This is a genomic window from Acetivibrio sp. MSJd-27 (assembly GCF_018918095.1).
GTDB lineage: Bacteria > Bacillota > Clostridia > UMGS1840 > HGM11507 > HGM11507.
Genome location: NZ_JAHLPV010000055.1, coordinates 1 through 13,112, shown reverse-complemented (window position 1 = coordinate 13,112; position 13,112 = coordinate 1). Strand labels below are relative to the sequence as shown.

General features: G+C 39.7%; 11 protein-coding genes and 3 tRNA genes. 5 read left to right on the top strand and 9 right to left on the bottom strand.

What is annotated here, in order from left to right:
* Positions 1-296: 296 nt before the first annotated feature.
* Entirely contained in the window at positions 297-1,013 is a 717-nt protein-coding gene (locus tag KQI32_RS12300; RefSeq protein WP_216425709.1) for a TVP38/TMEM64 family protein, read from the top strand.
* Between the two features lie 155 nt (positions 1,014-1,168).
* Here KQI32_RS12300 and KQI32_RS12295 read toward each other — a convergent pair whose 3' ends face one another.
* Together KQI32_RS12295 and KQI32_RS12290 are read right to left on the bottom strand one after the other, a co-directional pair.
* Positions 1,169-3,040, bottom strand: a complete 1,872-nt coding sequence (locus KQI32_RS12295) for a hypothetical protein (protein ID WP_216425708.1) — start codon at positions 3,038-3,040, stop codon at positions 1,169-1,171.
* Between the two features lie 162 nt (positions 3,041-3,202).
* A tRNA-Asp gene (locus KQI32_RS12290) sits at positions 3,203-3,279 on the bottom strand.
* Positions 3,280-3,515: 236 nt separating this feature from the next.
* On the opposite strand from KQI32_RS12290, the gene KQI32_RS12285 reads away from it, so the two are divergent.
* Positions 3,516-3,592: transfer RNA gene (locus KQI32_RS12285), tRNA-Ile, on the top strand.
* A 20-nt stretch (positions 3,593-3,612) separates the two neighbouring features.
* Positions 3,613-3,688 (top strand) — tRNA-Trp (locus tag KQI32_RS12280).
* Between the two features lie 164 nt (positions 3,689-3,852).
* On the opposite strand, the gene mnmA is transcribed toward KQI32_RS12280, so the two are convergent.
* The 5 genes from mnmA to KQI32_RS12255 form a co-directional block, all read right to left on the bottom strand.
* A complete protein-coding gene (gene mnmA / locus KQI32_RS12275; protein ID WP_216425706.1) occupies positions 3,853-4,902 on the bottom strand; it encodes a tRNA 2-thiouridine(34) synthase MnmA in 1,050 nt (349 codons plus the stop codon).
* A complete protein-coding gene (gene nifU / locus KQI32_RS12270) occupies positions 4,895-5,326 on the bottom strand; it encodes a Fe-S cluster assembly scaffold protein NifU (RefSeq protein ID WP_216425704.1) in 432 nt (143 codons plus the stop codon). The genes mnmA and nifU overlap by 8 nt, the downstream gene beginning before the upstream one ends.
* 5 nt (positions 5,327-5,331) lie before the next feature.
* Positions 5,332-6,507, bottom strand: coding sequence for a cysteine desulfurase NifS (nifS, locus tag KQI32_RS12265; protein WP_216425714.1), 1,176 nt, complete (start codon positions 6,505-6,507; stop codon positions 5,332-5,334).
* Between the two features lie 105 nt (positions 6,508-6,612).
* Positions 6,613-7,104 (bottom strand): SLOG family protein, encoded by a 492-nt coding sequence (locus tag KQI32_RS12260; protein WP_216425703.1) that lies wholly within the window; start codon positions 7,102-7,104, stop codon positions 6,613-6,615.
* A 450-nt stretch (positions 7,105-7,554) separates the two neighbouring features.
* The gene (locus KQI32_RS12255; RefSeq protein ID WP_216425701.1) at positions 7,555-8,808 is read right to left on the bottom strand and encodes an N-acetylmuramoyl-L-alanine amidase; all 1,254 of its coding nucleotides are present in this window, start codon (positions 8,806-8,808) and stop codon (positions 7,555-7,557) included.
* Positions 8,809-9,082: 274 nt separating this feature from the next.
* Between KQI32_RS12255 and KQI32_RS12250 the strand changes: the two genes are divergently transcribed.
* Complete coding sequence (locus KQI32_RS12250) at positions 9,083-10,522, top strand: FAD-dependent oxidoreductase (RefSeq protein ID WP_216425699.1); 1,440 nt, start codon at positions 9,083-9,085, stop codon at positions 10,520-10,522.
* 232 nt (positions 10,523-10,754) lie between these two features.
* On the opposite strand, the gene KQI32_RS12245 is transcribed toward KQI32_RS12250, so the two are convergent.
* Both KQI32_RS12245 and KQI32_RS12240 read right to left on the bottom strand, forming a co-directional pair.
* A complete protein-coding gene (locus KQI32_RS12245) occupies positions 10,755-11,744 on the bottom strand; it encodes a YafY family protein (protein ID WP_216425697.1) in 990 nt (329 codons plus the stop codon).
* A gap of 449 nt (positions 11,745-12,193) precedes the next feature.
* A complete protein-coding gene (locus KQI32_RS12240) occupies positions 12,194-12,391 on the bottom strand; it encodes an alpha/beta-type small acid-soluble spore protein (RefSeq protein WP_216425689.1) in 198 nt (65 codons plus the stop codon).
* A 452-nt stretch (positions 12,392-12,843) separates the two neighbouring features.
* Here KQI32_RS12240 and KQI32_RS12235 point away from each other — a divergent pair.
* On the top strand, positions 12,844-13,112 hold a 269-nt coding region (locus KQI32_RS12235; protein WP_216423449.1), incomplete at its 3' end, for a transposase.

Here is a 13,112-nt window from a genome sequence, read left to right as displayed (position 1 = left end):
GCTGGCCATGTGGAAGTGGCGGGATGGGAACCATGGCACGCTGCATCGGATACTCATGTTTTTATTCCCAATAGACACAAAAACGCGTGGATTCGCTTGATGGAATCCATGCGTTTTTCGACAGGCTGACAGCCTGTTTATTTCGTAAAATAAACAGGCTGTTTTTTTAAGAAATTTGTAAGATTTTCTTTGATAAATATTAAAATAATTCATAATCTAAATGTAAGAATTGACTGTTATGATTAAATTGTTGACAGGAAAAGATTTTTCAGAGCATACAGAAGAGGAGATAAAAAATGACAATAAAAACAAAGGATGAAGCGATCAGTGAAAAGCAGTATCATACCAGAAGAAAACTCATCAGCATTGTCTCTATCGTTTTGTTTATCGCCGCCTTGGCTATCCTTACCGTAACCGTTGGAAAAAATGCACTTCAATTCGTATCCGAACCGGAAACGCTCCGCAGCTGGGTAAATTCTCATGGTTTTCTTGGAAAATTGGCACTGATTGGGACAATGTGTCTTCAGGTTGTCATTGCTTTCATTCCGGGAGAATTTGTCGAAATTGGAGCTGGATATGCCTATGGCGCAGTTGAAGGAATGTTTCTTTGCCTGATTGGAGCGGCGGTTGGTTCAACAATTATCTATCTTTTTACAAAGCTCTTCGGCATAAAAATGGTGGAAGCTTTCATATCCCGGGAAAAATTGAATTCTCTCCGCTTTCTAAAAGACGCGAGAAAATTAAATCTTTTGATCTTTATCCTATTTTTTATTCCCGGTACCCCAAAAGATATTATCACTTACTTTATTGGATTGACAAAGATGAAGCTATCTACTTTTTTGACGATTTCTACTTTTGCAAGAATTCCTTCCGTCATTACTTCCACCATTGGCGGGAATGCATTGGGATTGTCAAACTATACCTTCGCTGTTGTTGTATTCGCCGTCACTGCTCTAGTGAGTTCTATCGGCATTCTGATTTATCAAAAAATTTTGCAGTCACAAAAGAATTGATTTGTTTCATAAAAGAGCATTGCCCTTTGTTTGCTTCACAAACCAGAGCCAGTTCCCTTACAGATAAAAAGAACATACGAACAAGGTTACCGCTTTTTTGTTTCATCGCAAAATACCGTAGAGTAAAACACAACACTCTCCCGAACTTTTCTGAACTAACCTCTTTTTTTAAGATACATCAAAGAGGCTTCATCTGCATAGTAGATATTATCTTTTTTATCTAAAACAAATAAATCGGTAGGTTGGTCTAAAACCTGCTCGGTTTCCATAGTGTCAATATTCAAAGCTGTTATTCCATTAATATTGACATACAATCTTCCAGCCTTCCCCCAGCGCAGATATTTCGGACGCCAATTACTGGTATGAATGACTTCCCGATCCAACTGAATATATTTTTTCAGTAACAAATTTTCGGGATTCAAAGCAAATATAATGTTTTCCGCTGTCCCCCACAGCAGTCCATCTTTTCCAAAAGAAATATTCCCTATTTTCCGAATCGGCTGTGAAAGTTCAGAAAAATACAGTTCTCTTTCCAGTTCCGTTTGCTTGGTGGACATGTTCCACCGAAAAACCTTCGCTGCCTGTTCCAGAGGCTCTGCTCCCAAACCACCCCATACGGATGTGGAACCATATACAATTCCATTTTGAAAAGCAAGACCTATCACACTCTGATTTTTTACTACATGGCGGAAAACCTCCCAATTGTCCGTTTCAAAATCATAAATGCTGAGGGCTCCGCCATGTTTTGCATATCCTGGAATCGTGCCGATAAACAGTTTATTATCCGCAGAATACATCTGAAAGGGACGGTCCTGATCCTGTCCGAGGATTCTCAGCAGCTTTTTCTCATATGTATTTTTGCATATTTCAAAAATTTTTCCACCGGGATATACTCCAAAAACAGTGTGATCTTTTAAAGGAAGGATGCCCTCTGTCTGTCCCATTGAAAAAGCGGAAAATTTGTTTTCTTCCGGCTCATATTCCACCGCCTTTGTACCCATGTATGCACCAATATAAAGCTTTCCAGACGGGCTTATTTCCAATGCCTGAAGCTGCAGTTTTCCAGCCTGTAAAGAAACTGACTCTCTCGTTTCAACTCCAGTTTTCACATTCATGCGATGAAGGCAAAATGTCTTATGATTTAATAGCAGGAGTTCTTCTTTGCAAACACCAATCCCCTTGCAGTCTTCATCCTTGAAATGGAACACGGTTTTCTCTATCTTCCAGTTACTGCAGTCAAAGCTGCATATCGTTCCATCAATATTAAAATAGACCTTTCCATCCAATGGCTGAGAGGCATATAATCCTTTGTATCCCCTTACTTTCTGATTCAAAAATCTATTGTTGATAAGATCATAAATGACAAGCAATTTTTCCTGATCTGTGATCATAAAAATAAAGATATAATTGTCCGCCAATGTCATACTGTAATAGCTCTGAATTCTGTCTGAAGGATCAAACAGCGGAGGTGCAGGAATTTCTTGTTTTTCGCCCGTCTTCCTGTCAATCCGAAATAATTTTGCCCCATTTGCATAGGTTCCTGCATAGAGATATCCTTTATCATATACATGAGAATGGATATACTGGTGTCCCTCACAGATTGTTCCATAATCAAAAAATTTTCCCTCACTGAATTTAACCAGTTTCCCGTGAGGGCTGGTTCCGATATAGGCGCTGTCCTCCTCGTCAAAACTAACATGATATGCAGCTATTTCGCCAAGTATTTTACCGAGATCTTCTATTTTCTTTTTGGTGGGAGAATAACGAAATAATTTGGCTTCATCCTGCGGTGCAATATAAATATTTCCCTTACTGTCAGCGCCCAGGCTCCAGCAATTTTTTGTACCAGGGAGTTGTGCGCTCATTTCAAGTTTTTTATCTGTAATATTATAGGCATTGAATACACAGGGAATTCCACTTCCCACTGTGTATAACATCATTTTTCCATCTTGTTCCCGGAATAAATCATTCAAATAAATACCGCACTCCACTGGTTCACCCAAATTTTCTTTGATATACTTTATCACTTGCTTATCCTCTTCTCTTTCTCAAAAAGGTTTCCCTTAGCTTATATCCTATATTTTTCTTAAAAACACTCTGCTTCCGCCATAGTCTTCCAAATAACCAAAATGTATAAATTTTCCATAATACGCAAAAAAGAACTTATCGATTTGATAAGCTCTCTTAAATGGCGACCCGGATGGGACTCGAACCCACGACCTCTAGCGTGACAGGCTAGCGTTCTAACCAACTGAACTACCGGGCCAAATACATATATCATTCAACACAATAAGAATGATAACACGTTTATCTTTATTTGTCAATATTTTTTTGATTATTTTTCAATAAAGAATCGAAAATTTCATACTTTCCCCCTTGCAGAGGTGGAAAACCTAAAAGCAAGGCTATAAAGCTTCTTATTGAAATATATTTTTATATAAAAACTATTGACAAAACATCAAATTACTGATATAATTTTCAAAGTAATGACGCTAAAGAAATGGGCCTTTAGCTCAGTTGGTTAGAGCAACCGGCTCATAACCGGTCGGTCCGGGGTTCGAGTCCCTGAAGGCCCACCAATTGATATCAATATTTATATAGGGGTATAGCTCAGTTGGTAGAGCAGTGGTCTCCAAAACCACGTGCCGAGGGTTCAAATCCTTCTGCCCCTGCCATAATTTAAGCTTGTAACCGTTAGAAGTTGCAAGCTTTTTCTATTGTTTGTCAGAAAAAACTTATATAATAAAAAGACATAGCGGTCGCCATGTCTTTCTAATTATATTTCACTCATCAAAAGTGATTTTCATTCTACCTTTCATTCATGTTTACTTCACGTTTCTTATTCAATCACTCCTCCTCCTACAAGGATATCGCCGTCATAAAAAACAGCAGACTGGCCGGGAGTAACTGCTCTCTGCGGCTCATCAAAGGTTACCATAACGCGTTTGTCAGACAACGGGGTCAGAAGTGCAGGCTGCTCTTTTTGGGAATATCGCACTTTTCCCCAAAAACGCTGGGGTTCCTTCAGAAAATCAAATGGAATAAAATTTGTATCCCTGATGACAAATTCTTTCCGGTATTCCATTCCTTTTCTTCCAAGAGTCACAGTATTGTCTGCAGCATTGATCTCTGTCACGAACATAGGCTGACCGAAGGCAATTCCAAGCCCTTTCCTCTGCCCGATTGTATAATGAATAATTCCTCTATGCTCTCCCAAAATGTTTCCCGTTTCGTCAATAAAATTTCCGGGTTCTCCCGTTATACCAAACTGTTTCTTTAAGAAATCAATATAGTCATCGTTTTCTATAAAACAGATCTCCTGACTGTCTTTTTTCCCGGCTGTGGGCAGTCCCGCTTCAGCCGCAATGCTTCGCACCTGGCTTTTATCGTAATCTCCCAATACAAACAGGGTATGCTTCAGTTGTTCCTGAGACAGATTATAATGCATATAGGTTTGATCTTTTGTATGTGCACTTGATTTCCGGATTAGGTAACGCCCGGACTTCTCATCATAAAAAACTTTAGAATAATGCCCAGTCGCCACATAATCATAATTCATCTGGTACATCTGCTCAAAGACTTTGCCAAATTTAATAAACTTATTACAGACAACGCAGGGATTCGGAGTCCGTCCCAATTCATATTCTGATCTGAAATTTTGAATCACTGTCTTTCGAAACTCTTCCGAATAATCCAAAACAATATGAGGTATCCCCAGAACACGGCAAACTTCACGGGCATCCCCTATAAAACCAGTTTTCCCATATATTTCATCACGCCATAATTTTAAAGTAAATCCAGTCACTTCATAGCCCTGTTTCTGCAATAAATAAGCGGCGACCGAACTGTCAACGCCGCCGCTTACTCCTAGAAGTACTTTTTTATTCATGCTCACAGTGGCAATCGGAACAGCAACCGCTGCATCCTTCTATGTGGGACGTATCAATCCCCTGATTTTTATAGTAATCAATAATTGCCGCTTTGATTGCTTCCTCAGCCAGAACAGAACAATGTATCTTCTGCGGCGGTAAGCCGTCCAATGCCTCTATGACAGCTTTATTAGACAGTTCCAACGCCTCCTCAACCGTCTTTCCCTTCACCATCTCCGTGGCGATGGAACTGGTTGCAATTGCAGCGCCGCATCCAAAGGTTTTAAATTTCACATCTTTTACTCTGTTATCCTCAATCTTCATATAGATTTTCATGATATCTCCGCATTTTGCATTGCCTACTTCCCCAACCGCGTTTGCATCTTTTAATTCTCCTACGTTTCTCGGATTAGAGAAATGATCCATCACTTTTTCACTGTACATATTAATTACTCCTTTTCTACCTCTTCATATAAAGGTGACATTTTTCTAAGTCTGTCCACGATAACTTTCAGTTCATCCACTACATAATCCACTTCTTGCTCTGTATTAAAATCTCCGAAAGTGACACGAAGGGAACCGTGAGCTATCTCATGCGGCAAGCCGATCGCCAATAAAACATGAGACGGATCAAGAGAACCAGATGTGCATGCAGAACCGCTGGATGCACAGATCCCTTTCATATCCAGAAACAATAATAATCCTTCTCCTTCAATGTAGCGGAAAGAAAAATTTGCGTTATTGCAAAGCCTGTTGCTCGGATGCCCGTTTAATCGGACATAAGGTATCTCCTCTTGTACTCTCCGGATAAATTTATCACGTAATATACTTATCTTTTTTACTTTTTCATCAATATTGCTGGTGGCCATTTCAATCGCTTGTCCTAGTCCAACAATATATGCAATATTTTCTGTACCGCCCCGGCGTTTGCTTTCTTGCGCACCGCCATTCATAAACGGCAAAATTTTTGTTCCTTTCCGGATATATAAGGCACCGATTCCTTTTGGTCCATATATCTTGTGACCTGTCAAAGAAAGCAAATCAAGTCCGAGTTCATTCACATCGATCGGTACATTTCCAATCGCCTGAACTGCATCCGTATGGAAAAAAATGTGTTTTTCTTTTGCTATTTGTCCAATTTCTTTAATCGGCTCAATCGTTCCTATCTCATTATTTGCAAACATAACGGAAATAAGGATGGTTTCCTTTTTAATGGAACGTTTCAACTCCTCCAAATCAACAACACCGAACTCATCAACATCCAGATAAGTTACCTCAAATCCTTCCTTTTCCAGCTGTTGCGCAGCATGAAGAACCGCATGATGTTCAATCTTTGTAGTGATAATATGGTTCCCCTTATTTCTGTTGGCGTAAGCAATCCCTTTCAGCGCCCAGTTATCTGATTCTGTTGCACCAGATGTAAAAACAATTTCCTTCGGATCAGCGTGAATCGCCTTGGCTACTTTTTCCCTTGCCTTGTCAATTGCTTTTTTACTTTCGTTCGCAATAGAATATATAGAAGAAGGATTACCATAAAATTCTGTCAAATAAGGCATCATTTTGTCCAATACTTCCGGTTTTATTTTGGTTGTCGCCGCATTATCGACATATACTATGTTTGACATTTTATAACACTCCCAATGTTTGAATTTTGAAAATAGACACAAATTTTCTCTTTATATATCATACACCTAATCCGATCTATTTACAATATTTATTTGCCTTGTATTTTAATAATTGACAATTAAAATAATTTTATGCCTGGATTGCGCATAATGCAGTGTTGCACCGGTTCCGCCTGTTTTATCATTGCAGACAGCTACCACTACATCTGATTTGTCAACCATATACTCATTTCTCCGCTTCATACAATCTTTCTCATAAATCTCCGCGATACACGTTACCTTGTCACACTGCTCCAATATATGGCGATAGCGCTCTTGATATTTTACACTCCATCTTTTTTCCTGACCTTTGCAGGGAATCGCTGCTTCGAGAAGAACCGGCATTCCCCGACGTTTAAAATAGAGTACAGCTTCTGCTGCCCATATATCCACCCCCAGCGCCATGCCTGTGATAAAATGACTGCAGCCTATTGAAATCAGCTTTTCTATTTCATTATACATCTTTTCCTTTAATGCTATACAGCGCGGATGATATTCATCAAATTTAAATGGCATGTTCTGCGGTCTTTTTCCTGTAAAACAGACTATTTTTCCCATGATGCACACTCTCTCAATACATTTGTTTGGATCTAGAATATCATATCTTACCTTTGATTGCAAGCGTGCTTTTTTCAAAGTTAGCTTCTTCTAACTTTATAGTCTCACTTTGTTCCATTGAACCACTTTTAAGATGGCTTATGCAAGCAAAAAACATTTAATCTTGTTCAATAAGGGGCATAGCCCCGAAATGCAACGTTTCTGTGGTGGTACAATCCAACACAGAAAAATGAAGTAGAGTCCCGCCGTCTAAGAGGGGGGAACATCTTGTTTTGTTATAATATCACATTTTCTGTCTCTTTACAATTGATAATCTGTCGAAATTTTTGAAAAACAGAAAGGAAATCTTATGCAATACCAATAATTTTGATAGGAATTGTAGTGTTTATTTTATTTAAAATAAGAAAGAGCTTATCACAAATATTTTGCAATAAGCTCTCTCTATCCTCATTAACGATAGCTGATTCCTTTGAATTTGCAGACGGCTTTCGCAATTGCCGCGGCAAGCTTTTCCTGACCGGCTTGGCTTGCAAGCAACTGTGCATCCGATTCCTTATCAATAAAAGCCGTCTCCACTAAAATGGCAGGCATAATCGTATTTTTTATCACAAAAAGATTATCTGTTTTGACCCCTCTATTCGTCAGTCCAGTTTCTTCTATAATCATTTCCTGAACAAGTTTTGCCAGCTTCTCACCATTGCCGCCCAGCTGATAGCAATAGGTTTCCGTACCTGTACCGCCGCCGGAGTTACAATGGATAGAAAGAAACAAATCCGCATTGTTTCTGTTTGCAATGTCAACCCGCTCCTGTAAACTTTCGCGAACAGTCGTTCCAAGTGAATCCGTCTTCTTCGGGCGTGTCATAATGACCTCAAATCCGTTTCTCTGTAAATGAACGCGCAGCTTATCTGCTATCTCCCAAGTGATATCCTGTTCTTTTAATCCATTTCCAACCGCTCCCGTATCAACCGTTTGATAGTTATGCCCCGCATCGATAACAATCCTTTTTCCGTCAGAGCTTGCCGGTCTTTCCGGTTTCACCGTAGGGGTGGAAGTCGGCGTCGGCGTAGAGGTAGGCGTAGCGGTCACAGGGGGCGTGGTGGGTATTGTGCCATTGCTGTCGAAGTAACCTTTTTCCATTGCATTATAAATGATTTGTGCAACATGACCTCGGGGAATTGGCTGACCTATTTTCACAGTAAACCCGTTTAGAAATCCCTTTTCATCAGCTCGGTCAATATACCCGGAATACCAGTATGGTCCTGCATTTATAAGCGAAGTTCCCCCTACTCCTGCAGCGCTTACCACCATTTTCACTGCTTCTTCATATGTAATCTGCCGTGCGGGCTCAAAGGTACCGTCCCCCATCCCGCTGATATATCCTTTGGAATAACAAAAATAAATAGTGTTCACTGCCCAATAGGTAGTTGGAACATCTTTAAACGGAACGGATCCCGAAACGGTGTTGTCCTTATATCCATTCGCCCTTGAGAGAAATGCGCAAAACTCTGCTCTGGTGGTAGCATCATAAGGGTTAAAATTTCCATCGCCCTTTCCTGCAATCACTCCAATATCACTCAGCTTCGATACCGCTTTATAAAACGGATCTGATGAAGACACATCATGAAACGTTCTGGCACTTGCATAGCAGGTCATTGTGCAAAGCAGTATACAGATAAGCACAAATGACATAATTTTTTTCATTGGTATCACCTTTTCTTCTTTCCAAAACAACAAACACAATCATAAATATTGTAACATACTGAAAATTCGATGTCAATGAAGGACCGATTATTTCATAATTTGTCATGATTCTGTAAAAAACGGGCAATCTAAGCATTAGATAAAATACAATCTTTCTTTTCGTTATCATTTTTAAAGATAATTTTTTAGTATTAAGGAAAAGAGCAGCAAAATCTCCTGAAATTCAAAAATTCGACAGACACATTTCATTATATGGAGCAGAGAGGTAAAGAAAATGAAATCATTATGGAGTGCAACATGCAAAATTCCAGTTAGAAAAGAATTAAACCAGAATATTCAAACAGATGCCGTGATAATCGGCGGAGGAATGGCTGGAATATTAACGGCATATATGTTGCAGAAAAGCGGATTAAAAACCGTTGTCTTGGAAGCTGGACGAATCGGAAGCGGCATGACGCAAAATACTACCGCCAAAATAACATCACAGCATAATCTCATTTATACTGATTTGCTCCGACAGTTTGGACAGGAAATTACGGCTATGTATGCCGCCGCAAATCAAGCAGCAATTGACGAATACCAAGCTCTTATTATTGATGAGCAAATCAACTGCCATTTTGAGAGAAGACCTTCCTATGTCTATACTCTGGACAACGCCGGCAGGCTGGAAAAAGAAACTTCAGTGGCAGAAAAATGTGGTATTCCCGCGGAATTCACTACTTCCGTTACCCTTCCCTTTCCAGTTCGGGGAGCTGTTAAATTTTCAAATCAGGCTCAATTTCATCCACTAGAATTTTTATCCGTTTTATCCCAAAAACTTCAAATCTATGAGAATACCAAGGCATTTGAAATCGAAGAAAAAACAGTTCGAACAGAAAATCACACTGTAACAGCTGATTTTATTATTTTGGCATGCCACTTTCCGTTTGTCAATGTACCTGGTTACTACTTTGCAAGAATGTATCAGCAGCGCTCTTATGTTCTAGCCTTATCCGGTGTTCCGCAATTGGATGGTATGTATATCGGTGCGGATGAAAAAGGATATTCCTTCCGTAGCTATGAAAACTTTATTCTATTGGGAGGTTCCGGACACCGTACTGGGCAAAACCAAAACGGCGGCAGTTACGAAAACTTAAAAAATGCCGCTGCATCTTTTTATCCAGCCAGCACGCTTATGTACCAATGGTCTGCACAGGATTGTATACCGCTCGACGGGATTCCTTATATTGGCCAATTTTCTTCCAAGACACCAAATCTTTTCGTGGCAACAGGATTCCAAAAATGGGGTATGAGCAGTTCGATGGCTGCCGCTCGTCTTATTTCAGATTTGATAAGCAAGGGGGACTCTCCTTTCAAAGAGGTCTTTACACCTCAACGGTTTAAAATATCCGCCTCCGTGCAAAAGCTGGCTGAAAACAGCGGAAAATCAGTTAAAGGTCTTTTCAAAGGATTTTTTTCTATCCCCGATGAGCAATTGAATCAAATTCCAAAAGGACATGGAGGTGTTGTGGAATATGAGGGCGAAAAAGTGGGAATTTACAAAGATGAGAACGGCGAAATTTTTATGGTTTCTGTGCGCTGCCCCCACCTTGGCTGTGAGCTTGCATGGAATCCTGACGAGCTATCCTGGGATTGCCCTTGCCATGGATCTCGTTTTGATTATAAAGGCAACTTGTTGAATGGGCCAGCTATGGAAAACCTAAATACTCTATAGCAAAAAAGAAAGGCTGCGGCAAATGACATATTTTGCTTCAGTCTTTTTCAATAGGACGAATTGTCCTGTTATTGCATTCAGAGGATGTTCCATCATCCGCTGATCCCGACCGCCCACAAAGGCAGAAAATATCTTGCTTTTCGTTATAATATAGAAAATTACGCGGACTATTGAGCAATTGCATGTTTCAAAAACGGCGCGGCGCGAAGTAGGTTTGTGTTTTTCTGTAATATTACGAATTTTCTCCGCCATATCGCTTTAAATTCTCATTCAGCATGCTTACATAGCTCTGTTTTACATGTTCCGGAGAAACAATTTTTATACCGGAACCCAGCCCAAAAATCCAGGCTAAAAACTGGGGACTGACCTTAACGTGAATATGTATCAAAAAATGATGTTCTCCGTCCGGTATGATACTAATTTCTTTTCCAAAACGGTCAAGAGCGATTCCAACCATCCTATTTTCAAGGCGAAGCGTAACCCTTTCCTCGTCTCCGCCAAACATACCAAAAACGCCTCGGGTATACACAGCGATGTCAAACGCATCAAAAATTTCTTTTCCGTCACGTTCTTGGAATACAATATTGATTTTATCCATCTTATCTACACGGTAATGTTTCACCTGCTGTGCTTCCGCATCAAAAGCAATCATGTAGTAATTCTCATCACTCCAGCAAAGCGCATAAGGACTGACTTGATACAGTTTTTCCCCATGCCTGTACTGTTTTTGTTTCTTCGCATCATATTCAAAATAGTAAAAACAAATTTTTAAATTTTTGATAATAGCCTCATGAATCTTATCGATATTGTAATAAATGCTCTCATTCATCGTTTTGATACGGTTTCCAACGTAAACTTGTCGATGCAAAGATTTCGCCTCATTTTGGCTGACCAAAGTCTCGATCTTTGCAATGAGCTCTTCACTTTTTTTCAGCGTGATAAATTTAGAAGCCTGCACAGCATCCACCAACAGCTTTAATTCAGGCAATTCAAATAGCCGGCTCGCCAGAAAGTATCCATTTTTTCCTTTGACGATATCCAATCCAAAGTTCTGCAATGTTTCCAAATCATCATAAATACTTTTGCGCTCCGCGCTAATTCCCTGTCTCTGGAGCTGAGATATCATTTCCGGCACGGTCAGGCTATGTTCCACGTCAGTCTGTTCTAATAAGAATTTCACCAGATACAGTATTTTTATTTTCTGATTTGCGCTTTTGGGCATTTGTATATCTCCCTTCTTTCAAATTACAGTGATACCTTCTCAAATATATTGCGATAATTTAAGTAAGTAAAACACGGTAGGTGCCAATATTGATGATTTCATAAAAAACAATTGCCGGAATCTTGATTTTATTTACGGTGTATAGCATAGAAACTTGCGTATAATCGTGCGCAATGGCATATTTCAAAAAATAGCGTGCGAAGCAAGCTTACATTTTATGGCATTACGGTAACGCTGACGGCAGAATGTCGCCGCAGTATTGTGATTCAATCGTTCTCCAAAGCTCTTGGCCTTTTCAATGCCTTAGAGCTTTATGAGATTATTATATCACATCCATAATTTGATGAAAAGCCCATTGTTCATTGTTCAAAAAGAAAAGCGGTTATACGAAACAAGTGTTTCGTATAACCGCTTTTCAAGCCAACACTGAAATGATGATATATCTATCCTTATTTCAGGCCGTTTTCGTAAGATTCGATCATTTTTTTAACCATCTGACCGCCGATAGAACCAGCCTGTTTGGAAGTTAAGTCGCCGTTGTAACCCTGTTTCAGGTTAACACCTACGTCCTGAGCTGCTTCCATTTTGAATTTTTCCATTGCTGCTTTTGCTTCCGGTACTACGATTTTGTTACTAGAATTAGCCATTTTCCTTCACTCCTTAATAATAAAAAATGTTTTGTATTTTGCAATGACTCAATGTTCATTACACTATTATAATGCGCAGCGTGCCATTTATTATGCTTGGTAATTATTGCTTTCCTGTTGACTCAAACTGCTGGAAACTCACCTCTTTCACTCTATTTTCTATTATAAATTTCTCAGCAAAACAGGTATCCTATTAAAAATCAAACAAAATCTTTGTCTTGGAGTAAAGTACTTAACCGCTATCATAGCGACCTATTTCAAAAACAGAGTATAAATCAAATTTTTTATTGCTCTGAATACTTTTTTATTATAAATCAATTTCTGTGTAATATACAAAAAGCACGGTATTAAATACCGTGCTTTCAGCCTGTCGAAAAAGTCCAGTATACACTGGGCTTTTTTGCGTATGTGTGGTAAAATAAAGATAAGAAAAGACTGGGGAGGGACGGCGTGTGCTAGCAAAAGAGCAGGAATTGCGCAGAAATGTAGTAGAAATCCTATGTTTGGAGGAGCTGGTTCCGTCGGAGCATCTGCTGCGGCAGATTGACAGCGCGGTGGATTTTACGCATCTGTACGACTTGGTGGATGCGCTTTACAGCCGCGACAACGGCCGTCCCAGCATTGACCCGGTGGTATTGTTCAAAATTGTGTTCATCCAGCACCTGTACGGCATCCCCTCGCTGCGCCGTACCATGCAGGAGATTGGCATGAACATCGCATA

Excerpts from the sequence above, each read along its gene's own strand:
- KQI32_RS12240 (WP_216425689.1), bottom strand. The coding sequence starts at position 12,391 with ATGGCTAATTCTAGTAACAAAATCGTAGTACCGGAAGCAAAAGCAGCA.
- mnmA (WP_216425706.1), bottom strand. The coding sequence starts at position 4,902 with ATGAATAAAAAAGTACTTCTAGGAGTAAGCGGCGGCGTTGACAGTTCG.
- KQI32_RS12250 (WP_216425699.1), top strand. The coding sequence starts at position 9,083 with ATGAAATCATTATGGAGTGCAACATGCAAAATTCCAGTTAGAAAAGAA.
- nifS (WP_216425714.1), bottom strand. The coding sequence starts at position 6,507 with ATGTCAAACATAGTATATGTCGATAATGCGGCGACAACCAAAATAAAA.
- KQI32_RS12260 (WP_216425703.1), bottom strand. The coding sequence starts at position 7,104 with ATGGGAAAAATAGTCTGTTTTACAGGAAAAAGACCGCAGAACATGCCA.
- KQI32_RS12255 (WP_216425701.1), bottom strand. The coding sequence starts at position 8,808 with ATGAAAAAAATTATGTCATTTGTGCTTATCTGTATACTGCTTTGCACA.
- KQI32_RS12245 (WP_216425697.1), bottom strand. The coding sequence starts at position 11,744 with ATGCCCAAAAGCGCAAATCAGAAAATAAAAATACTGTATCTGGTGAAA.
- nifU (WP_216425704.1), bottom strand. The coding sequence starts at position 5,326 with ATGTACAGTGAAAAAGTGATGGATCATTTCTCTAATCCGAGAAACGTA.
- KQI32_RS12300 (WP_216425709.1), top strand. The coding sequence starts at position 297 with ATGACAATAAAAACAAAGGATGAAGCGATCAGTGAAAAGCAGTATCAT.